The sequence below is a fragment of the Mucilaginibacter roseus genome, assembly GCF_021215455.1.
Taxonomy (GTDB): domain Bacteria; phylum Bacteroidota; class Bacteroidia; order Sphingobacteriales; family Sphingobacteriaceae; genus Mucilaginibacter; species Mucilaginibacter roseus.
On sequence record NZ_JAJPWV010000001.1, the window covers coordinates 823461 to 846143 of the forward strand.

The 22683-nt window shown below is 40.4% G+C and carries 16 protein-coding genes; 10 read left to right on the plus strand and 6 right to left on the minus strand.

All coding sequences use genetic code 11. The features are described 5' to 3' along the window. Nucleotides 1-18: 18 nt before the first annotated feature. Both LT679_RS03575 and LT679_RS03580 read right to left on the minus strand, forming a co-directional pair. Nucleotides 19-402: an acyl-CoA thioesterase gene (locus LT679_RS03575; protein WP_232175597.1), complete on the minus strand. Its 384-nt coding sequence runs from the start codon at nucleotides 400-402 to the stop codon at nucleotides 19-21. 61 nt (nucleotides 403-463) lie between these two features. Then, the gene (locus tag LT679_RS03580) at nucleotides 464-2413 is read right to left on the minus strand and encodes an ATP-binding protein (RefSeq protein WP_232175598.1); all 1950 of its coding nucleotides are present in this window, start codon (nucleotides 2411-2413) and stop codon (nucleotides 464-466) included. Between the two features lie 305 nt (nucleotides 2414-2718). Here LT679_RS03580 and LT679_RS03585 point away from each other — a divergent pair, with 305 nt between their 5' ends. From LT679_RS03585 to cysM, 3 genes are all read left to right on the plus strand, one after another. After that, nucleotides 2719-3231 (plus strand): DUF4269 domain-containing protein, encoded by a 513-nt coding sequence (locus LT679_RS03585; RefSeq protein ID WP_232175599.1) that lies wholly within the window; start codon nucleotides 2719-2721, stop codon nucleotides 3229-3231. Between the two features lie 93 nt (nucleotides 3232-3324). Continuing rightward, nucleotides 3325-4131 carry a serine O-acetyltransferase gene (locus LT679_RS03590; RefSeq protein WP_232175601.1) on the plus strand — a complete coding sequence of 269 codons (807 nt, stop codon included), beginning with the start codon at nucleotides 3325-3327 and terminating at the stop codon, nucleotides 4129-4131. Between the two features lie 11 nt (nucleotides 4132-4142). Next, the gene (cysM, locus tag LT679_RS03595) at nucleotides 4143-5027 is read left to right on the plus strand and encodes a cysteine synthase CysM (protein ID WP_232175602.1); all 885 of its coding nucleotides are present in this window, start codon (nucleotides 4143-4145) and stop codon (nucleotides 5025-5027) included. Nucleotides 5028-5030: 3 nt separating this feature from the next. Here cysM and uxaC read toward each other — a convergent pair whose 3' ends face one another. Beyond that, nucleotides 5031-6434 (minus strand): glucuronate isomerase, encoded by a 1404-nt coding sequence (gene uxaC / locus LT679_RS03600; RefSeq protein WP_232175604.1) that lies wholly within the window; start codon nucleotides 6432-6434, stop codon nucleotides 5031-5033. 162 nt (nucleotides 6435-6596) lie between these two features. On the opposite strand from uxaC, the gene LT679_RS03605 reads away from it, so the two are divergent. From LT679_RS03605 to LT679_RS03620, 4 genes are all read left to right on the plus strand, one after another. After that, nucleotides 6597-7250: an HAD family hydrolase gene (locus tag LT679_RS03605; RefSeq protein WP_232175606.1), complete on the plus strand. Its 654-nt coding sequence runs from the start codon at nucleotides 6597-6599 to the stop codon at nucleotides 7248-7250. Nucleotides 7251-7315: 65 nt separating this feature from the next. Further along, nucleotides 7316-7996: a metal-dependent hydrolase gene (locus LT679_RS03610; RefSeq protein ID WP_232175607.1), complete on the plus strand. Its 681-nt coding sequence runs from the start codon at nucleotides 7316-7318 to the stop codon at nucleotides 7994-7996. A 146-nt stretch (nucleotides 7997-8142) separates the two neighbouring features. Next, nucleotides 8143-9969 carry a mechanosensitive ion channel family protein gene (locus LT679_RS03615; protein ID WP_232175608.1) on the plus strand — a complete coding sequence of 609 codons (1827 nt, stop codon included), beginning with the start codon at nucleotides 8143-8145 and terminating at the stop codon, nucleotides 9967-9969. 48 nt (nucleotides 9970-10017) lie between these two features. Then, nucleotides 10018-11013, plus strand: a complete 996-nt coding sequence (locus LT679_RS03620) for a glycosyl hydrolase (protein ID WP_232175609.1) — start codon at nucleotides 10018-10020, stop codon at nucleotides 11011-11013. Between the two features lie 364 nt (nucleotides 11014-11377). On the opposite strand, the gene LT679_RS03625 is transcribed toward LT679_RS03620, so the two are convergent. Continuing rightward, entirely contained in the window at nucleotides 11378-15748 is a 4371-nt protein-coding gene (locus tag LT679_RS03625) for a caspase family protein (RefSeq protein ID WP_232175610.1), read from the minus strand. A 94-nt stretch (nucleotides 15749-15842) separates the two neighbouring features. Between LT679_RS03625 and LT679_RS03630 the strand changes: the two genes are divergently transcribed. The 3 genes from LT679_RS03630 (at nucleotide 15843) to LT679_RS03640 (ending at nucleotide 20992) form a co-directional block, all read left to right on the plus strand. Further along, a complete protein-coding gene (locus LT679_RS03630; RefSeq protein ID WP_232175611.1) occupies nucleotides 15843-17201 on the plus strand; it encodes a hypothetical protein in 1359 nt (452 codons plus the stop codon). 11 nt (nucleotides 17202-17212) lie between these two features. After that, a complete protein-coding gene (locus LT679_RS03635) occupies nucleotides 17213-18121 on the plus strand; it encodes a hypothetical protein (protein ID WP_232175612.1) in 909 nt (302 codons plus the stop codon). 444 nt (nucleotides 18122-18565) lie between these two features. After that, a complete protein-coding gene (locus LT679_RS03640; protein ID WP_232175613.1) occupies nucleotides 18566-20992 on the plus strand; it encodes a hypothetical protein in 2427 nt (808 codons plus the stop codon). Between the two features lie 28 nt (nucleotides 20993-21020). Here the strand turns inward: LT679_RS03640 and LT679_RS03645 are convergent, their stop codons facing one another. Continuing rightward, nucleotides 21021-22178 carry an AlbA family DNA-binding domain-containing protein gene (locus LT679_RS03645; protein WP_232175614.1) on the minus strand — a complete coding sequence of 386 codons (1158 nt, stop codon included), beginning with the start codon at nucleotides 22176-22178 and terminating at the stop codon, nucleotides 21021-21023. After that, the gene (locus tag LT679_RS03650) at nucleotides 22178-22642 is read right to left on the minus strand and encodes a hypothetical protein (RefSeq protein ID WP_232175616.1); all 465 of its coding nucleotides are present in this window, start codon (nucleotides 22640-22642) and stop codon (nucleotides 22178-22180) included. Before LT679_RS03650 ends, LT679_RS03645 begins: the two co-directional genes overlap by 1 nt. Nucleotides 22643-22683 lie beyond the last annotated feature (41 nt).

Sequence of the window (22683 nt, forward strand, 5' to 3'; positions counted from 1 at the left end):
TTACTTTTTTGATATTATTTATAAAACCTTGATCGGGTTTTTATGCTCGTCAATAGCTACGAAGGTAAATGTACCGGTTATTGCCTTTTCGCGATGCTCGGAGTACATCTCCTCAATAAATATCTCCACCAATACCTTTAAACTGGTGTTGCCAACATGTATAACCCGGGCAATCAATTCAACAATGGTGCCTGCCGGGATGGGTTTATTAAAATCAATACGGTCAGACGATACCGTAACCATGCGTTTACGACTAAAGCGCGTTGCGGCCATAAAGGCTGCCTCATCCATCATAAACATGGCGTTTCCGCCATGTAGCGTATCGTAATGGTTTGTTGCACCCGGGAAGATAGGCCTGAACATGCGCGTTTCCGACTGCTGTATTTTTTCTTCAATATCCATTGGGCAAAAATAACAATACCACGCTTTTGGCGTGGTATTAAACGTTTTTAAATCGTTATTATCAGTTTTTACTAACCGCAGGCAATTGAAAATAGAATGATGAGCCATTACCCGGCTCGCTCTCAACACCAATGTCGCCACCATGCCGGCGAATAATTTCGGCGCAGAGGTAAAGACCAATGCCAAACCCGCTAATGGTTTGCGTTTGCTTGTTGCTTACACGGTAAAAACGATCGAAAAGTTTCTGCTTGTCCTGCGCCTTTATACCAATACCCTGATCTTTTACGGTTACCCGCACGCTATTTTCAGTCTCTGTACATTCTACAACAATCGGGCTGCCCTTTGGCGAGTACTTTATAGCGTTGCTCAGGTAATTATTTATTACCTGGCCAATTTTTTCACGGTCTGCATCCACAAAAACCGGACTGCAGCGGTTGAATATGATAGGGTGGGTGGTGTGTATCAGTTTCATCTCGTCCTCAACCTCATCCACCAGTTGTTCCAGGTCAAAGGTTTGTTTTTCGAGGTAGATCTTTCCGGATTCCAGGCGAGAAACATTAAGGAAACCATTGATCAGCGATGTCATTTTTTTAACCTGGGTGCCTGCTTTGCCAAGCGCCTGCGCAGTAAAGGTATCTTCAGCTTTTTGAGCTTTGGCGGTAAGCATTTGCAAATATGCGTTTAACGAGGTAAGCGGCGTTTTCAGCTCATGGCTAACCATCCCGATAAAGTCATTTTTACGCAGATCGTCTTCTTTCGCTTCGGTAATATCTAATAACGTTCCAGAGAAATACCGGTTGCCATCCTGTTTGTCCTGATAAAGCTTTCCAGTAGCTTTGAACCATCGTAGCTGCTGGCTGTCGCGCGCTTTGAGGCTAAACTCTTCATCAAAAGGAACGCCCTTGTTAATGGCATTACGCATGGCTAACTTTACACGGTCGCGGTATTCATCGCTTATTAAAGCAAGCGCATCGTTGTAGCTCATGTACTCTTCCTCATCGTAACCGAAGAAACCTTTCATCCTTATCGACGGCAGAAACTCGTACGTCGCGGCATCGATGTTCCATGTTCCCATTTTGGATGATTCAATGGCCAGGCGCAATTGCTCTTCAGCCTTCTCAATAGCTTTGCGGCTTAAAGCGCGCTCCGTATTGTCAATCACGGTAGCAAGCACGCGGTTGACGTTGCCATTCAGATCGCGCAGGGGCTGGTAATGGAAGTCAGCCAGAAACCTGCGTTCGCCTTCCTCGGGATGCTTATAATATACTTCTATCTCTTCCTTTATCACCGTTTCCCCGGTATCAAGCACATGTTTCCATAGTGATGGAAAAACCTGCTCTTTCATTTCAGGGAAAACTTCTAACATCGGTTTTCCTAAAACCTGGTCTAAAGTGCGGTTCCAAAAACGGAGTATCGCCTCATTTACTGACGTTATAATATGATCGTGGCCTTGTAAAACCACTACCGGAGCTGCAAGCGAATTTAATATCTGGTCAACCTTTGATTTGCTGTAACGCAGTTCCATTTGCGATTGCGCCAGCTCTTCAATAGTAGCAGTCAGTTCTTCATTGGTAGCTGAAAGTTCCTCATTAGTAGCCAGGTACTCCTCGTTAATGGCGGTGAGTTCTTCGTTTGAAGCAGCAAGTTCCTCAAAAAGTTCCTGCTCGTGGTTTTCCTTTTCTATAATTATCTTTCCTTGCCTAACTTCCTCCGTTACGTCGACAGCTGTATGTAAGATGCTGTAAACGTCGCCGGTGTCGCTCTTTATCGGGCGATATTCAAAATCAAAGTACGAGGTTTTAAGTTCCCCATCAATAATTAGATCGGCCGGTGTGTTTTCGGCTTTGAACGTTCTGCCCGTATGCCACACGTTCTTCAGTAAATCGGTAAAGGGTTGACCGGTAATTTCAGGAATAGCTTCCTCAAACGTTTTACCAATCACACTCCTGTCTTTACCCCATAATTGAAGCATACCCTCGTTTACAAAACCAATGTGGAGTTGTTCACTCACGTAAATAGCGGTCGCATAAGTTGAAGAGGATAGAACCTGTAATAAAAGGCTATCGTGTAAATTATTTTTTGACGCTAACGTCCGGTTATCCATCTTAATAAAATAGTGGCGTGTGTAACTTATAAGCACGTATCAGTTACACGTGAAATTATCGTTATAACACCCAAATTTAAATAAAACAATCAGTAACTATAACAGGCAGATGTAATAAAAGTGAACTAACAGATAAATCGACTTTAAAGTTTTAGCATATATTCGTTTCTGAAGTTTCGTATGTTGATTAAAGCAAACCGAAATTTAACACGATGGAATTATTTGATAACATTGATTACCTGCAGTATGGAAGCCCGGTACAGATAAGTGCTTTTCAAACGTTAAAAAAACATCTTATAATAGATTTACTTGAACCCTACGCCCCGTTGCTTACCGGCACTATACCCATCGGCATTAACATTGAAGGTAGTGATCTGGATATTATTTGTTGTTACCACGATCAGGCAAATTTTGCTGATAATATAATTAAGCTTTTTAATGAATTCGAGGGATTTAAATTGACTATAGATACCTGTTTTGTAGTAGCCGGTTTCAAGGCGGATGACTGGCAGATTGAGGTTTTTGGTGAGGCTAAACCCACGCGCATGCAATACGCTTACCGGCATATGCTTGTAGAGTATCAATTGCTGCAAATTCACGGTGATGATTTCAGGGCTGAGATAATCAGACTTAAACAGCATGGTTGTAAAACAGAACCGGCTTTTGCCAAAGCATTGGGTTTAACGGGCAACCCTTATCAGGCATTGCTTGATTTGGAGGTTTAATATCGACTAATTTGGTATTTGTTTTTTACGTGACACTGGTTAAAAAACTAAAACTGTACTTTTGTAACAGCCGCTCAACAGAACCACCATTTTATGATTGATGATTTTTACAAAGAATTGCTTACCAAACCGAGAGCTAAACAGGTAGTTCCCTCTAACGATAAAATAGCGGGCTGGGCGCTTAAGGTGATCTATCTGTTATATCCTGAGCATTCAACCGTAGCGCTGGAATCTATAACGGATTTAAAACAGCACGTCGCTGAGTTACGTAATGAACTGGCCAATATTTTAAGCACCGGCGCGCATGCTGATGCCGTTACCGGGCACGATATCGCGGCAGAGTTTTTTGAGCAGCTGCCATCGCTGTATGCAACACTAAATACCGACATACAAGCCATTTATGATGGCGATCCGGCTGCGCAGAGTGAGTTTGAGGTGATACGTACCTATCCGGGATTTTATGCTATTTGTTTCTATCGTATAGCACATATCCTGTATAACTTCAATGTAGCATTCATTCCGCGGATATTAACCGAGCATGCGCATTCAAAAACGGGTATTGACATTCATCCCGCGGCCAAGATAGGCGAGTACTTCCATATTGATCATGGCACAGGTATTGTAATTGGCGAAACCTGCGTGATAGGCAATTATGTAAAACTATATCAGGGTGTTACGCTGGGTGCGCTAAGCGTGCGCAAGGGTCTATCTGGCGTAAAAAGGCATCCGGATGTTGAGGACAGGGTGATCATTTATTCTGGTGCTACTATATTAGGGGGCAATACGGTTATAGGGCATGATAGCATTATTGGTGGCAACGTTTGGCTAACCAGCAGCGTAGCCCCGTACTCAACAGTTTATCATATCCCTAAAATTACAATACAAAAAGTTACACAATAAGCAAATTCGTTATGGCGGGAGTTACCGATTTTATAGGCAATACACCATTAGTTAAGCTGGGCAAACTTAACCCAAATCCTAACGTGGCTGTTTACGCCAAGCTCGAGGGTAACAATCCGGGTGGCAGTGTAAAAGACAGGGCAGCGCATAACATGATACGCAGCGCTATTGAACGCGGCAATATTAAAGAAGGTACTAAACTGGTTGAAGCCACCAGCGGCAACACCGGTATCGCATTGGCCATGATAGCCAGGCTTTATAACCTGGATATTGAATTGGTTATGCCTGCAAACTCTACCCGTGAGCGTACGCTTACCATGGAGGCATACGGTGCCAAAGTTACCTTACTCGAAAATATTGAGGTATGCCGCGATTATGCAGAAGAGAAAGGTGTAACAGCCGGTTATTTTCTGTTAAATCAGTTTGCCAATACGGATAATTACATGGCTCATTACAAAACTACCGGCCCGGAGTTATGGCGTGATACGCAAGGGAAAATAACCCACTTTGTGAGTGCTATGGGCACAACCGGTACCATTATGGGTTGCTCAAAATACCTGAAGGAAAAAAATGCCGATATTCAGATCGTGGGTTGCCAGCCAACAGAAGGTTCTTCTATACCCGGTATTCGTCGCTGGCCAGAGGCTTATCTGCCTAAGATATTCAACCCCGCCAGTGTTGACCATATTATAGACATTGATGAGGCCGAAGCAGTAGCTACCACCCGGCAGTTAGCCAAAGTTGAAGGTATATTTGCGGGTATGAGTACTGGTGGCGCATGTTCGGCAGCCATTAAACTGGCGCAAACGTTAGATAGCGGCACGATTGTTTTTATAGCCTGCGACCGCGGCGACCGCTACCTGAGCAGCGGCCTTTTTGGCGATGTAACAGAATAGTCGTTATCTAAAATTGAAATAGTTGCGGGCGTTATGGTAGCATATATCGCTAATGATTTTGCCTGTCCATTCTATATCAGCAGGTAGTTCGCCATTCTCAATGTCTTCACCAAAAAGATTACATAGAATGCGCCTGAAGTACTCATGCCTTGGATAGGATAAAAAGCTGCGAGAATCAGTAAGCATACCCACCATGCGGCTGATAAGGCCGATGTTCGAAAGTGAATTTAACTGACGTGTCATTCCATCTTTTTGATCCAGGAACCACCAGGCAGAGCCGAACTGCATCTTACCTGCAACCTCGCCATCATTAAAGCATCCAACAACTGACGCGATAACCTCGTTATCCGCCGGATTCAGGTTGTAAACAATAGTTTTGGCCAATGCATTCTCCGAGTTCAATTTATCAAGAAACCGCGCCAGTGCCGCTGTCTGGCTAAAGTCGCCTATGGCATCCCAGCCGGTATTAGGCCCAAGTGTATTTAAGCCTTTGTTGTTGATGTTACGCAGTGCACCGAGGTGAAATTGCTGTGTCCAGCCTTTTTTATGATTCCATCGCGCAACCTCAAACAAAATGGCTGATTTAAACTGATTTTCCTCTTGCGGGCTTATTGGCGTATTTGCTCTTATTTTATCAAAGATAGTTTTGATGTCAGCTTCGGTGTAGTCGTCAGCATAAATATGGTCAATCCCGTGGTCGGAAAGAACGCAGCCATGCTGAGCAAAATAATCGTGCCTGCTTTTCAATGCTGTTAAATAATCATCGTACGTGCTAATATCTTTATTGGCAACGGCGGCAAGCTTGTCTATGTAGTTGCTCAGTGCTTCAGGCTCACCCGAGTTCATAGCGGCGTCAGGCCTGAAGGTAGGGTACACCTTCACCTCAAAGCCCTCCTTTAAAAGTTGCTGATGATAAGCGAGATTATCAATAGGATCGTCTGTTGTGCAAATAACTTCCACATTCATACGGGTGATCAATGATCGCGTGCTGAATTCCGGTTTTTGCAGGCTGATTGTACAGGCATCATAAATATTTTTTGCCGTTTTGGGCGATAAAATATCACTAACGCCAAAGTACCGTTGCAGCTCCAGGTGGCTCCAATGGTAAAGCGGGTTGCGCAAGGTGTAAGGAATTGTAGCCGCCCATTGCTCAAATTTTTCATAATCATTACGGGCGCCTGTGATATAATCCTCGCTGACACCATTGGTACGCATGGCTCGCCATTTATAATGGTCGCCGCGCAGCCATACATCTGTCAGGTTTTCAAACGTTTTATTATCCGCTATTTCATCGGGCGGCAAATGGCAATGGTAATCTATTATGGGCAGATCTTTTGCGTAATCATGATAAAGCTCCCTCGCAGTATCATTTGTAAGCAAAAAGTTTTCATTTAAAAAGCTTTGCACGATAATTTTATTTGATGCGATTATAACAAGTTTAAACGCAAAGTGATAAGGTATATTCCTTTAAAACTACGCAAACGTTACCGAACGCTAATTGTCAGCCTTAAATCAATGTTGAAACTTATATTGGTCAGTATATTACCATTTAAATTACCTTAGCACTCAATGAAAGCAATCATATTTGATTTAAACGGTACCATGATCAATGACATGTGGTATCACACCCTTGCATGGGAAGATATTTTGAACAATGACCTTGGCGGTAATTTTACCCGTGAAGAGGTTAAGCAAAACATGTACGGTAAAAATCACGAACTGCTGGTGCGCATGTTTGGTAAGGATCGCTTTACGGCGGAGGAGATGGACAAACTGTCGCTCGAAAAAGAAAAGCGCTATCAAAAAGCCTTTTTGCCTGAATTAAAATTGTTGCCCGGCTTGCAGCAATTTTTAGAGAGTGCACATACCAAAGGTATACTGATGGCTATTGGTTCGGCTGCTATACCTTTTAATATTGATTTTGTACTGGACGGCCTGAATATTCGCAAATACATACCTGTGGTGGTTAGTGCTGATGACGTTACTGTTAGCAAACCGCACCCTGAGACTTTTCTTAGAGCCGCAGAATTGCTTAATGTATCCCCGGATGATTGCCTTGTTTTTGAAGATGTGCCCAAAGGAGCCGAGGCCGCCGGTAATGCGGGTATGAAGGCGGTTATCCTTACCACTACTCATGAAGTGAATGAATTCGATTATTTAAATAACATCATCCACTTCGCGCCTGATTTTACCGACCCTTATATAAAAAGCCTGGTTGAGTAAATTATCGCAACAATTAATTATAGCCTCTGTTAACTATTTTTAGAGTAACCACAAATTATATTAAAATGGAATTTACCTATTATGGACACGCCTGCTTTGCCGTAAAAATAGGCGGAAAAAATATTCTTTTTGATCCGTTCATTACACCCAATGAATTGGCTAAGGCAATTGATATCAATACCATCCCGGCTGATTACATCTTGGTATCGCACGGGCATTCCGATCACATGATCGATGTGGAAAGCATTGCAAACCGTACCGGTGCAAAAGTTATTGCCAGTTTTGAGGTGCACACCTGGTTTAATAACAATGGTGTAAGCAATACGCATCCGCTAAACCCGGGAGGGCAGTTAGCGTTTGATTTTGGCAGAGTAAAGTGCTTCACCGCTGTGCACTCCAGCAGTATGCCTGATGGCAGTTATGGCGGCGTAGCAACCGGTTTTGCTGTAAAAAGCGATGACGGCAACTTTTACTACAGCGGCGATACGGCCTTAACTATGGATATGCAGTTAGTGCCGCGTTTTGCTGATCTTAATTATGCTGTTCTACCTATCGGTGATGACCTGACCATGGGTATTGACGATGCTATTGGGGCCGCCAAAATGGTAGGCGTAAAAACCGTTGTAGGTGTGCATTATAACACCTTCGGGTTTATTATGATTGATACCGAAGATGCTAAAGGGCGTTTTGAGCAAGCCGGTATTAAACTTTTATTACCGGCCATAGGCGAAACTATAACCATTTAATATACGAGGATATTCTTTTGAAGCCATCTGAAAGGATGGCTTTTTTTGTGATACAACATTAGCGCATTGTGCCTGTTAATAAAGCAGTTTAATTAAGTTTGTGTATGAGGAGATGCTTACTGATTAGTTTTTTATTTTGCTTGAATGTGCTTACATACGCTCAGTCGGCAGACTCGACAGCCCTTAACCGAACTGATACCATTCATACTGACAATGTTAAGAATCAGCTGAATAGCGTACAGCAATTATCTGCAGAAGGAATTGCTGACTCGCTTAAAAGAGCGGAGCTACAGGCTAAAGTAGCGCGCTTAACAGTGGATGATAAACAACGATCTGCATTAGTTAAAGAACTTAGTGCCTTAAAACAAAAAGACTCACTAAGAACGATCAGGCAAAAGCAACAGGTTGATTCACTCAGAAGGTTTGTAAAGGGTTTTCCGGTTAAACCGTTTCGTGACACTGTTTTTTTGCTTTACTTAAAGCAGGGAAGTTTTACCGCTAAGGACAGGGCAGAGGCTATAGAACAACGATTAATAAGGCTTTCAGAGAATTATCGCTTTAGCTCCGACTCTTTAAAAATAATTGAAGCCGAGCAAACTACTGATATAATTTATGCTGATGAACTAATTATGTCCGTATCGGACATGGATGCCCTTTGGGAAAATACATCCCGCGAAAAGCTGGCTCAAAAACTGCGTGCCGCCATGGGCAAAGCGGTCACTATCCATCGCGACGAAACAAGCATTCAAACCCTTGTGAAAGAAGGCTTGCTTGCTCTATTGGTATTAGGTGTATTAGGCTTGCTTATATTCTTTATCAACAGGCTGTTTAAGTGGTTTACAGGTAAACTCGCTTTAAGCGAGCGGGTATCAAAAAAGGGCGTGCATATACGCAACTATCAATTGCTCACACCGGCCAGGCAGTTGGGTTTATTAAATACTGCTATCGGTTTGGTGCGTTGGGTTACTATACTTATTACGGTTTATTTTGCGCTTACCATACTGTTCAGCATATTTCCATTTACGCGTGATATTTCAACCGCCTTGCTTGGCTACATCTTAAGTCCGTTACGGCGTATAGGTGAGGCCATTTGGAACTATATCCCAAACCTGATTACTATCATCATACTGATAGTGGTATTTCGGTACGTACTGCGTTTTTTTAACTTTATAAAGTTGGAAATTGAACGTGGCCAGTTGACTATTCCCGGCTTTTATCCGGATTGGGCAAACCCGACATATCAGATCATCAGGGTATTAATATTGGCATTTATGCTTGTGGTTATATTTCCATATCTGCCAGGTAACGAATCGCCGATATTCAAGGGCGTTTCCGTCTTTGTGGGTGTATTGTTCACCTTCGGTTCTGCAGGGGCGTTAGGTAACGTTGTGGCAGGCTTGGTATTAACCTATATGCGCGCCTTTAAAATTGGCGACAGGGTGAAAATAGGTGAGGTAACCGGCGATATAATTGAGAAGAACCTGCTGGTTACCCGCATCCGAACCATTCAAAATGAGATTATTTCCATACCCAACTCCGCGGTTATGAGTAACCATACCGTGAATTACAGCAGCGATGCAACGCATAAGGGTTTGATTATACATACAACAGTTACTTGTGGTTACGATGTGCCGTGGCGGCAGGTGCACCAATTACTCATTGATGCTGCGCTACGTACTCATTTGCTTGAAAAGGAGCCCACACCCTACGTATTTCAAACCAGTTTAGATGATTTTTATGTGAGCTATCGCATAAACGCATTCACAAAATTGCCAAATAAACAAGCAGCCATTTACTCTGATTTGCATGCTAATATTCAGGATGTGTTTAATGAAGCGGGGATCGAACTCATGTCGCCAAGATACCAAGCCGTACGGGACGGTCATGCAACCGCCATGCCGCCGGAATATTTGCCAAAAGACTATGATCCGGGTGGTTTGAAGGTAAGGATTAACGATAACGGCACTAAGTGATTAGTGTTATTGTCTTGATCCATACTTCTGTCTATATTTGAGAGTTTTATGATAACAGTGCTATCCAAAAAATACATTTCTGTTATTGCTGTATTCTGTACGCTATTAGTGGTATCAACTCCAACTATGGCACAGCAAACTGCAAAGTTATCCAACAAAAAAGCATCAAAAGAAGCCAAGGCATTGTATAACTATCTACTCGCCATAAACGGCAAAAAAACATTGTCGGGCCAAATGGATGTAAAGTGGGGCGAGGGTGAGTTAAAGTATGTTCAGGAGGTTACCGGCAAGCAGCCTGCTATTCGCGGGATGGATTTTATTGATAGCGCCGAAAATGAAAATGAAGTAGCACACGCGATTGAATGGTGGCGTAAAGGTGGTATACCGACCCTAATGTGGCATTGGGGCGCGCCAACTAAGGGGCAGGGTTATGATAATTCAAAGAAAGAGATTGATATAGCTAAATGCTTTGAAGAAGGTACCCCTGAAAATGCTGCCATGTGGGCTGAATTAAAAGAAAAAGCCCGCTTATTAAAAAAGCTTAAAGATGCTAAAGTGCCTGTGCTTTGGCGCCCGTTTCACGAAATGAATGGCACCTGGTTTTGGTGGAGTAAACAAGGTTCGGAGCCGCTAAAAAAACTTTGGGTAACGATGTACAATTACTTTGTAAAACAGGAAAAGCTTAACAATTTGATTTGGGTGTTCTGCTATACATCAAAGCCTGACACGGCATGGTACCCGGGGGATGAATATGTAGATATTGTTGGCGCTGATGATTATGGTGATGACAGTCCGCATGCTGATATGTACAAACAGGCGAAACAAATAAGTAATCGAAACATCCCGATTGCTTACCATGAATGTGGTATACCACCGGACCCGGATAAATGCGTAGCCGAGGGCATCGTTTGGTCGTGGTGGATGGAGTGGCACACCGGGCATTTAACAGCAGTTGATAAAGCGTATTTAAAGCGGGTATATAATCACGATTTGATACTTACGCTTGATGAATTGCCTGATATTGTGAAAAAATACAGCAAATAATTAGCAGATTACAGGAGTAAATAATTATAAATTAGATTGGCTTAGCAGCTCATACTTGAACTATGCACTGAGGTAAATCTAAAAATAAAAAAACCTCTAAATTGTATAATTTAGAGGTTTTGATACTTGTTGGTATCGCTGTTGTCGGGATGGCAGGAAGACAACCCAACTGTGTAAATATCTATATTTCAGTAATTTATAAGGACTACTCCAAGCTGTTCACCTCCTTGTTCGCGGGAATGCTTTGGTTTTATAAAAATACGGAATTTCGGTCAACAACAAACTTTATTTTTTCTTGGTGACGGGTTCAAGGTCAAACACACCGACAATTCTGATGGTTTACAGTATGAGGTACAATGGTTTATTAAATTTCTAATAATAAATTGTACTCATTAATAGCTTCTTCGATATTTGAGTTTTTAGTCTGTTTAATCTTAATCTGTTCTTCCATTTGGACAATTGAGAAATACAGGAAATTTACGTTTGCTATATTTTTCTCGTGGTCTACTATAAACTTTTGGATGGCTGTTTTGACAAACAAATAGTTGTGACTTGATTGAATACCTATATTGTGTAAAGCGCTAAGCAAACGGTCTTCAAAGTCGTTAAAAACATCTGTTTTGTACGCAGGTTGTTTAGCTATCTCTAACATCAACATTATTTTGGGAACAGCTGCAATATCCCGCAATAAAGATATGCTTCCCAGGTTTAACCGAAAATCGAATCCAGGATCTGGATTACTCAAAATCAAATCGGCAAGGAAATTAAAACCATACAAATCATTTTGTTTCATTAAATGATTTCCAGCTTGTATTTTTTCTTCCGAAGTTTCTCCTACTGAATCAATAATCTGGTGAAACAAAGAATTTAAAAATTCAACTTCTGTATTTTTATCTTCTAATAATCTTATAGCATCCCATCTTAAATATGAACCTCCGACAGCCAAGATTAACGATTTTAAACGCTCAACATTTTTAGTTTTTTCAAACCAAACTGCCAATATCTCACGAAATTTATATTCAAATTCGTATGTCTGCTCTAATTTATCAAGTATATTATTGTAAGAGGCTGAAAGGTTTTTACGTAAGGCATACCCTGCATTATTAACCCAAGCCATCATATCTAAATTAGGATTGCTCAGATTTTCTGCAACTTTTGCTTTGATCTTAACCGGCGATACGAACTTTTCGAGTTGTTCTATACTACCAGGGTCAGTAAGCTTAACATCGTAATTAAAGTGAGTAAAATTGGTCAAATCCAGCACCTTTTCTTCCGCTACCTTGAGGTTAAATTTATTTAGAAAATCCCATAATATTTTTCTGCTATTACCCTTAACCTGTACCCAGGTATCAATAAATTCAATTTGCTCCGGACTTATCTTTAAATCCTTTTTATTTAAAATATCTGAATGAATATGACTTATTCTAAAATTTTGGTAATCCTCATTTGATATGATATAATTAACGATTTCTTCCTCAGATATAATTCTTCCCCGCATTGTGAGATGATTAAATATCAAATGTACAGAATTGGGAATGCGATCTTCAAGGGTGAGATCAGAGTGGTGATTGTAATTAAATATTTCGTCCCGCGATAATTCCTTTTTGCCGATTTCATTAAAAACGTATCGTATTTCATTTATCATTTTATCATCATCGAACCAAAGATCAAATCCTGTTTGCTCACGCATTCGATGGATTTGTTGCCAGTCTTTTACAACGGGTCTTTCTAAAATGATTTTAAAATCAGATAGAATTTTTTTCTCAAAATGCTCAATCAATTCAAATCCGGCATCATCTGATCTTTTATTCCAAAAAATGAAATCATAAAATTCCTTAATCTGATCGTTGTAATTTGCAGCGTTACGAATATAATCAATGAAATGATCTATAATATTTTGATTCAGCAGCTTTGTTAATGTTACCCCCTTTACATACCCTTCGTGCTCAGTAGTTTCCCAAATAGTTTTAAATGCCAACCAACGAGTATCCGTGCGGTCGAAGAAATCAACAAGTTTGGGTTGAGTATGACTGTGATAGCTCATTACGTCGGCTAAAAACAAATTTAAGATTTGAGAAAATAATTCTTTTTCGTAGGGATATAAGTTAACGGCTGAGTTTACCAGAGAAGTCAAAATCTCATGATAATCTGACATCAACAACTCCCGTTTATTTTCAGAATGAATTAATTTATCAATTAAAGTAGTTAAGCCATTAGCAGTTTTAATGTTTTGAATACCAATTTTGAGTAACAGTGTTTCATCAAATAAGTTAACTTGCTCACGGTCGTTCGATGGTGAATCAAGATCTGCCAAATCAATTCCTTCAATAAAAATATCTACATATTTATCTACTGCGTTTGCGGTAATTAATAGTTTGTATAATGCTGCTCTGATATACTGATTTCGGCGTTCCCTGTACTTAGCTACAATGTTTTCTATCGTTTCAGCATTAGTTATTTTCAATTCCGACAATGCACCGATTATGACATAAGCATCATTAGCTGAAAGCTGGGGTGTTTCTAACAACCCTAATAACGCAGCTCTGATCTGTTCGTAATAATCGTAAAACCGGCTGATATGGTAATGTGATAAAATATGTACGGCATTCAATCGTGCAATACGGTTCTCTGGAGAATTTACAATTAACGCTAATAAATATTCCAATATCTCTTTTGATTCCCCAAACCGTGCTAAATCTTTATCTGAAAATTTATTGGAGCGAAGCCAAATTTGACGACCACTATAGAAATTGAAAATATCCTTAAAAAGACCTACTCTTTGAGTAACACTCAACCGCTCAGGCTCAAACTTTATAATTACTTCACGATCGTGCTGAATAATCCAATTAAAAATTTGTTGCACAGAATCATCATCCGCAATGCTAATAAAAAAGGAAAGGGTATTAACCCAGGATGGTTTAACACGTAATTCTCCGGCAGTTGATACCGCAATTATTTTAATGATCTCACTTGCACTTTTCTTACTTAAAACCCGCGAAGTGATATATTCTTGCAAATTGTTATGCTCAAACATCCATCTATCGTTCTCGCCCGATTTTTTGAATGCAGGTAAGTAGAGGCACCTATCTTGTTCCTCTTTGTTTGGAAATATTTTTAGCAATTCTTCCTCGGTAACAAAATTTCTGCCCACCATTTCCATTACGAAGGCCACTTTTTCAAGAAGTTTAAATATTAATGTTTTTGATAGTGGCGCAACCGTTGCTACAAAATGCTGCTTATCGTTGATATAATATTTTAACAAAGCCTCCTCCATAATACCGGCACGACCACCACTAAAGTCATTATGCTCTTTGTAATATTTTATCAGAATATTTAAAAAGAATGGCTTTTGAACTAAATCTAAGAACGAATAGCCATGAACCTTAGTAATAAAATCATCACCATCAAGATTGAATTTTTCTGAAACGACCCGAATAATTTCTGGAACGGAGATATCATTTAGTGTATAAACTGAAAACCCATCCAGCGTTCCAGAGAAATTTTCATAAGGCAATTCGTAAAAATTATTACGACACGAAATTACCATCCTTACAAGCGGGTTTTGTTGTGAAAACGCATTAATCTTTCTAATGGCGGTTTGAAAATGTTTAGGTTGGATTTCATCAAGTCCATCTAAAAACAGCACTAAATTGCTTGGATCGGACTGCTGCCAATTTTCCGGCAGGTAATCCGATATATTTTCTTCTGTATAGGTGTTAAATCGTTGGAAAATAGGATTCAATAATTCGTTGGTAAGTTGAAGTCCATGAGCAAGCGATAACAATTCAACTGACTTACCTGAGCCTGCTGCACCTAACAAAACAATGCGTTTATGCGAACGAATTAAACTGTTTAGGTAAATTTTACCTACTTCCGGCTGGAAAAACTGTATATCTTTTGATTCCTGATGATCGTAATAGGTCAACAATCTTGGAATGTAGTATTCAATTTTGGCCTCCGGTAAAGGAAACCTAACTGGTTCAAGTGGTGGCACATCATCATCGCCGCTTTTATCGGTTCGTAACCGAAATACCATTTGCCCACCTTCATGAGCATCACATCTTATTTCATCAGCTTGAGGCTGCTGCCCGCCTTTATTTTCTACAGCCCGAATGACTTCATTGAAAATCTCACCTGCAGTAAGAACCGGGGCAATATTTTCTTCTAAGTAGTTACATAGTGCGATCCCGAAAGGGCTACCTTCTCCAGGTTTGCCATCCTTAACAGGTTCTTCACCTCCCGATACGAATACCCACCGTGAAGGCAAAGCATCTAACTCGTCTGCTGTCATTATTTTGCCGGAAGCCCTGGTTCTGGATATGAAGGTTCCTGAATAACAGGAGTCAGAAATGAGCAAAATATGTTTTGCTTGAATTGCTTCCAGATCATCAAATACGGAAGAATTTTTGATGAACTTTTTAGCATCGTTTTCGCCATCTACCGGTATCCAATAACCCTTTTTCGATGTAGGATGCTGATCCCCATGTCCCGCAAAGTAAATGATTAGGTTATCTTCCTCAAATGAACTTTGAGATAAGTCCATTAAAGCATCGGCGATATTGTCGTGCGTTGCTTCATCATCATACATAGGCTCGCGTACTGCTGTGAACCCGTATTTCTCCTGTAATACCTTTGCAAAACGATTACCATCTACTTTGGCATTAGAAATGCGTTTATATCTTTTTAAAGGATATTCATCAATTCCAATGATTAAATAGCGATTTTCTCCGGGCATATTTAGGTTAAAAGTAGTCAGAGTGTTGTCCTGAATTCGGTTACAAAAATAGTTGGTTTGCCGCGTTGTTTGTTAAATTTGATAAACTTTAATTATGAGCCACGTAGCATACGATTTTCTTGCCGATAGCCTGTTTTTCAATGAGTATTCCCTTTCTAAGGAATTTAAAAATGAATCAAAACAGCGGATTGAAAAAGAGCTGATCGATTACAGGAATTATGTTTTAACAAATTTTGACCGACTTAAAATTGAAGTTAACGCAAGTCAATCAGCATTAAATGTTTTCACATCTGCTCAATATACATCACTCGATCTTTTAAAGCAGACTGCCCTTTATATGAATCAATATATTGTGGCAGATCCTTTATTTCGATATACTAACCTGGACACGGCTACCGAAAAAGCAATGTCAGAAAGCCTTGGATTTCCAGAAAAACAAAATTTGGATGGTTTGACTAAAGCAGCGCGCTATTTAAAAACGCTTACGCCCATGGTTGCAGGAAATTATGTAAAGGTATTTCCAGTTACCTACCATTTTGAGCCACCCAAAGAATTACCATATAAAATTCCTGTAAATAACAATAATGATTTGTTACCGCAGAACATTATGCAATTTTTTCGCGAACGGTGTGTAGTTAGCCCAATGAGTAAAATTGAAGGTGGTGGTTGGGCAATTTTGGACGGCAAGCCATTAACACCAACAAGAGCTATTAACATCGAATTTGATGGCGACCGTTTTAATAACGGCTTTATATATTTTCTTACCGAACGTAAAGTTTTATCTTATGATGAAGCCACCGGTATGGCGCAGATTGCGCAATATATGCCACCCACAGAACCTGAAAAGGACATTTTTGAGGCATGGGTAACACAATCACAAAACTCATGTGCTAAAGCCTATTTCGATCAATCCTTCGGCGAAGTTTACCTTGCAGGAGAACTTAATGCAAAATATATTTCTGAAAATTCTTTGAAGCATGAGCTTTTGACCATGAATCTCGACAATCATAAAGATATTTCAACATTTACTGCTGAACAGCTATTAAACATTGAACTACCATTTTTAGATAAGATAGATACCGCAAAACTAATGCAGGTCAGGGAGAATGACGCTGATGTCTTCACAAATTTTAGATTGGAGTTAGAAAAACAATTTCGGGAAGTTCGTATCCTTACCGATCCAAAAGATGTCAAACTAAAAACGGAAAGCATATTTCATGAACTAAATGAAGTTCAGGCTGCAAAAATCAAACAGAAAGTTCAGTATATCCACAAACAGATGTTTTTAAATAGTGTGTTAACAGCTGGTGGATTAGTGGGTTCGATGACTGTTGGTGGGATAAGTTTAGTTGGACTTGGCTTGGCGCTCTCCAAAGGTTACAAAGATTATCGTGATTACACCCAAAGCGTTCGAGAAAATCCGGCTTTTTTTCTGTGGAAGTCTAAACTTTAAGTACCATATTTATGACCTCACTAAAATTTGGCAATTCCAATAAGCAATTTGGCGGTTTTAAATTTTCTTATAACCGGGGGTTACCTACCTATTTAGCACCTAAGTTACTGACCTCAAAAAAGCAGGAGGAATATTTCATTGCAAATATTTACGCTCAACACATGATTTTTAACGATGAACCAGTTTCCGGTGTTCAGGTTAGCGAAGATGATAGCCACAAAGGTGCAGATGTCATCATGACAGTGGGTAAAAATAAAGTTGGAATTCAAATAACCAGGTTTACATTGACGTCATACTTACAGCGTAAGGACGTTGCAATTAAACGAGCAATTAAGATCGCAACGGAGGTACAACAATATGGCGCTGTACCTATTCCTGTTAATGTTTCGATTTATACGCCTGACACGATGGTCATTCCTACAAATAGTAAAAAAGATGACAAGGCATTGTCCCAAGAGATTGCTCGTATGATAAAAGAAAATCTCGCGGATTTAAGTAAAAGAACGCAGCAATTTTTTAATCTTGAAGTAAAAGATGAGCGGGTGAAGAAATTAACGCCATTGATCACTTTGCAGGCGATACCTGAAGGATTTAATTCAAATTACGGAGGTAAGGGTAACGTTTTTGTCAACTATGATTTTGATAACATAGGATTTTCTGAAAACGATATAATTGACGAAGCTGAAAACATATTTCAACGTAAGAATGGCGGGAAATCAGAAATATTGTTGATTTGGGTTGATGAAGCTGAAACTGTCGGTCAAAAAGACCTATTTGTAAAGGCCTTACGCAATGCATTTGGTGCTACGACCTTCAAGAGGGTATTATTGTTTAATTTCTATAATGAAAAACATCTTCATTTTATCAAACCGATTGAAACTTCACTCATTTTTGACAAGGATCAAAAGATTAACGATTAATTTAATTTTAATGATAGCGCCCCCTGTTTGCACCGCTAAAAAAATCAGTAATGTAACCAGGGGGCGTACTGGGGCCGGCATCGCCGGCCCACTGGGCAATTTTTAAAAAATTTAATTCCTGTTATTTTATCAGGTATAAAATGATCCCCGCAATAATTATCAGAGTGGCTATGATGTTTACCAACCTTTCAATGGTTGTGATTATTAATGCTTGTTTATAGTTGTTGTAATATTGCAGACCTGCTATGCCACGACGGTTAAATAGCCTGAACGCTGACGCTTTTGCGCTTGAAAAAGCTTGTTTGGAACGACAGTGAAAATTAAGCGCCCGTTAGGGATTGGCGCTGCATCCTGCGCATCAGATACAGCAGAAAGCCCAGCCGAAGGCAACGGCAAATTTTAAACACAAATATTTATTAGCTTTAGCTTAATTATGAGATTTTTATGTACGCCGGAATAAATCAGAAAGCCGCCCCGATCCGTTTTTTTTTCTTAATACAACCGGATAATAATCAACGTTTCCAGCGGGCTATGGAATTGGCTTGTTCGGTATGGGGAGGCACTTATGCACCGATATTTGCTTATTATGAAGAACTACCATTTACATACCGGCAAGAATTTAGAATACCAATTACTACGGCTGATTACTACCGTTTTACATTGGAAAACTACGATCCTGATGTTGTACTCTACGATGATGACCTGTCGGAGGCGGCTATAAAAGATATTGCAGGTGAACGTAAAATCATAACGATTGAAGCATACCTGGCAGCCATTGAAAATGGAACAAATGATTATGCGATCATTACTTTAGAGATTGCCAAGTATTACCTTGAAAATGAGTTTAAATATTTACGCAATGATGATTTGGTTTTCAGTGTAGCCAAAGTTGCGCCTGAAAATCTTTTGCTAAATGCTTTGATGGGCAGTACCAGTGAAAAGCTGAGAACAGGGATTGAGCGTATGTTTGAAGGGAACGACGCTTTGGAGCAACCGGAAATTGGTTGGGATGAAATGGTGGATTATGCAGTCGCTCCAAAAATTGATATCATAGACCTGGTATATCATAAGCTTAGAATCTGGTCGAATAAACCCTATAAAATGGGTTCAGGGATATATTTCATGCGGTCAGACCGGCTTCAGGATGTGATGAATTTTTGGAATTTGAGGGCGGCGGGATGGAAAGTTGTACCCCTGGCAACCGACCTTATGGATAAACCATACTTCAAGGATTACGTGTTGCGATTTACGAATTGGGCGGTACAACGTGAGGGCGGGCAAATGGGTTCGATAAGGCTATTGATCGGGCATAGGTTTACAAAAGAACAGATCGATACAGCCTGGGCAATAGCTAAACCAGCAGACACAGCGCAATTGAATGGTACAAGTTTTTCGTGGCAAACCTGGTTTCCCAGATTTTGGGCTAATTATGAATATCAGGATGCTGACCACATTAAAAGTGAACTCCCATTTTATGATGCTTTTTATGATCATTATGATGTGGAAGAAAACCGTATTGAATTCAAAGCACAGCATCTGCCATTTTTTTACGACTGGAATTTAGCACGGGAAGCTGCTTACAAAGTTATCCTGGATATTTCAGTACATGATGGCCACGCAGAGTATGCTACGCTGTTATCCGGTATAACGGATATGCAATTGCGAAGATTAGCGGCGCCTATAGACTTTCGCGAATGGCGTTTGTCACCGGCTGGTATTCACCGTACAGTGAACCGTAGCGATAGCAGTATCATATTATCGTTGCCAAAAGCGCTGGATTTTTTTAAATCTTATTTTTCCAACTTAGATCAAACACTTAAAGAAACCTCTAATAGCAAATTAGCTAAAGAGGTACTGAAAAATATTGGTGGTCTAACGTTAGGTAAATTCCTGCTGCGGGCAGGCCCTTTAAAAATTATCGAACTTTTTGAAGGTGGCAAAGTCATTTCCTACGCGCAGTTAGTGGCAGAAATCCAAAAAACACTGACTATAAAAAAAGTAACCGATGCCCAAACTTTTATTGGCAGGCTTTTAGAACATAAAATTATTGAAATGGGCGCTCAGATACAATGCAGTGTCTGCGAACAGCATGGATTTTTCCTTCCGGAAACCATCGCGGCAACTATAACGTGCCCAATCTGCCGAAATCAATATAGCTTACCAATGAGTGCACCGAGTGATATTGTCTGGCATTACCGTGGCATTGGCCCGTTTTCAAGGGCAAACAAAGCCGATGGTGTAATGGCGGTATTCGCTACACTCAGTCTTTTTCAAACAGAGATAACCGGACATAGCGAAAAAGTATCAGCCTTATTCGGTTTTGAATTAATCGGTAAAACCCAAGGTCAAACCCCAAAGGAAGTTGACTTATGTTTACTGCTCCAAAACGGCAGGGATGAATTTAAACAGCCCGACCTTTTGTTTTGCGAATGCAAAACCTATAAACGATTTAATCTTAAAGATGTGGAAAGAATGGTTGCCCTCGGTGATGAATTTCCGGGTTCCATTCTAGTGATGGCTACACTAAACGAGGCTTTGAACGAAGACGAAGTAAAGTTATTGACGACTTTAGTACAGCATTTTCACAAAGGCACTACAAGTCGCCCGGCCAACCCCGTCCTGATTTTAACTGGTATTGAATTACTACCGGAAGATTACCGGGCTGGTTTTAGAGCTTATAAAAATAAAATAAAACCTTATCATCGTCATAACGACTATATAGGTGCGCTTGCTGAATTTAGTGTAAATGAACATTTGAAAATTCAAAATTGGTGGGATATCCGAGAGCAAGTTTGGCAGAACGGTATTTATGTCCGGCAGATGGCATCTAATATAGTTCAAAGTTTAAAGGCGAAATTGGAGGAGAAATAACAACGGCAATAAAAAATAAAATCCTATATTATTTAAAGCTGATAGTCAATTCAAACGATTGCGGGTTAGGTAAATTAGCCGCATAAATGGTAGCCTGCACCTTTAGATCTGCACCGCGCATTACTTCCAGCGCTGCCAGCCGCAAGGGTTTGGTAAATACCTCAGTAGGTACTTTATGCCTGATCTCACCAATTTGGTGGCTCACCCTGATCTGTTCATACTGTACTTTAACTTTTGGATATCCGGCCTGGTAATCTATGCCTGTGGCAACGCTCAATTGGTAAGTTGTAAGCGGAACCCGGTCTGTAATATAAAATCCTGTCGTAACGGGGAAAACCATTTCGATCATCGCATCTTTCAGGTGTTCCTTACCGTTATTGGCGATCGTCAGTTGCAGTTTAACACCATGTTCCTCAAATATGTGATAATGGTTTTCATCATGATAGTTGCGCTCCACATTGGCAAGGCGCTCTTTCAGGGTATTGATATCCATGGCCTCATAGCTGTCACCATCTTCATCTGGTGAATAATGCCCGTACTTTTCGATATAGATTCTGCCATGGTTCTCATAAATATGTTGACGGTGGTTTAAATTTTTGATGATCTCGGCTTTATGCTGCTCGGAAGGCAATTCAAGCGTCTCCAAAATCGGCAGTTCAATACTTTGCCGGCCGTTCTTAAAAGTCAAATCAATTTTTCCCTCCAGGGTAGTTTGCGCATAACGGCGGGCGTAAACCTTTTCCAGGTCTTCCCGTATCCCGGCAACATTGCGACTACCTTTCCTGATCCAGAATTCATTTGGCCGAAGGAATGGCCCATTACCCCGGTTGAGCTGTTTTTTAGGATAATAAGGTTGCTCATTGGTATCACTGATAACCAATACCATAATATTTTGCCCCTGGTAAGAATAGGAAATGTAACTGACCGATAACTCAGGTGTGATATTTTCGTGAATATACTGCTGAATAGCAGCTGAATCCTGCGGTTGTTCCACAGGATTAACCGTCAAACCTTCATGATCCTTTTTAATACCGATAATAATATATCGTTCATGGGTGTATCCCGCATTGGCAAAAGCCAATACATCTTTAATCATTTCAGGTTTGTTACTGTCATGATATTCTTCCCGTTTAAAATCCAGAAAAACACATTCATCATTATCCTCTATTAATGCCGCGATATCCATTATTTTAAAGCATTTTCTATAAATAACCGGTCTGCCTGGGTAAATGGTTCCCATATCCCGAACGCGGATCTGCCTTTGGAAAACCTGCCGCTTGCAATCTGCTCACCGTATTCAGTGATCAAGGTATTTACCATAGCAGTTAAATCCATACCACCAAATTCAGTTTGTTTGTACGCCAGCGTAGCTTCGTCACTTCCATTGGTAAAATATGGTGTGATAATCTCACTACGTTTAACCAACCCTAAACGGTAGGCATCTATGGTACGGCAAAATTCTATTGTGGCACAATGTTCAAAGGCGGTGCCATTCACGATCTCATCAAACAGGCTACTAATGGGGCCGCTAGTTATCCCGCCCGCCATGAATTGCTGGCGCACACCAACTAAAAAAGGTATGCTCAGGCCGGAACCGTCCTCAGTAAACACCCAATAATCCAATAACTTATACCAATAAGGTTTATCCATATTATTTTACAATAGTGAATATAGAAAAAATCCCGCCACGA

Excerpts from the sequence above, each read along its gene's own strand:
- LT679_RS03630 (WP_232175611.1), top strand. The coding sequence starts at position 15,843 with ATGAGCCACGTAGCATACGATTTTCTTGCCGATAGCCTGTTTTTCAAT.
- LT679_RS03590 (WP_232175601.1), top strand. The coding sequence starts at position 3,325 with ATGATTGATGATTTTTACAAAGAATTGCTTACCAAACCGAGAGCTAAA.
- LT679_RS03575 (WP_232175597.1), bottom strand. The coding sequence starts at position 402 with ATGGATATTGAAGAAAAAATACAGCAGTCGGAAACGCGCATGTTCAGG.
- LT679_RS03635 (WP_232175612.1), top strand. The coding sequence starts at position 17,213 with ATGACCTCACTAAAATTTGGCAATTCCAATAAGCAATTTGGCGGTTTT.
- LT679_RS03645 (WP_232175614.1), bottom strand. The coding sequence starts at position 22,178 with ATGGATATCGCGGCATTAATAGAGGATAATGATGAATGTGTTTTTCTG.
- LT679_RS03620 (WP_232175609.1), top strand. The coding sequence starts at position 10,018 with ATGATAACAGTGCTATCCAAAAAATACATTTCTGTTATTGCTGTATTC.
- LT679_RS03640 (WP_232175613.1), top strand. The coding sequence starts at position 18,566 with ATGTACGCCGGAATAAATCAGAAAGCCGCCCCGATCCGTTTTTTTTTC.
- LT679_RS03610 (WP_232175607.1), top strand. The coding sequence starts at position 7,316 with ATGGAATTTACCTATTATGGACACGCCTGCTTTGCCGTAAAAATAGGC.
- LT679_RS03605 (WP_232175606.1), top strand. The coding sequence starts at position 6,597 with ATGAAAGCAATCATATTTGATTTAAACGGTACCATGATCAATGACATG.
- LT679_RS03650 (WP_232175616.1), bottom strand. The coding sequence starts at position 22,642 with ATGGATAAACCTTATTGGTATAAGTTATTGGATTATTGGGTGTTTACT.
- LT679_RS03585 (WP_232175599.1), top strand. The coding sequence starts at position 2,719 with ATGGAATTATTTGATAACATTGATTACCTGCAGTATGGAAGCCCGGTA.
- LT679_RS03625 (WP_232175610.1), bottom strand. The coding sequence starts at position 15,748 with ATGCCCGGAGAAAATCGCTATTTAATCATTGGAATTGATGAATATCCT.
- cysM (WP_232175602.1), top strand. The coding sequence starts at position 4,143 with ATGGCGGGAGTTACCGATTTTATAGGCAATACACCATTAGTTAAGCTG.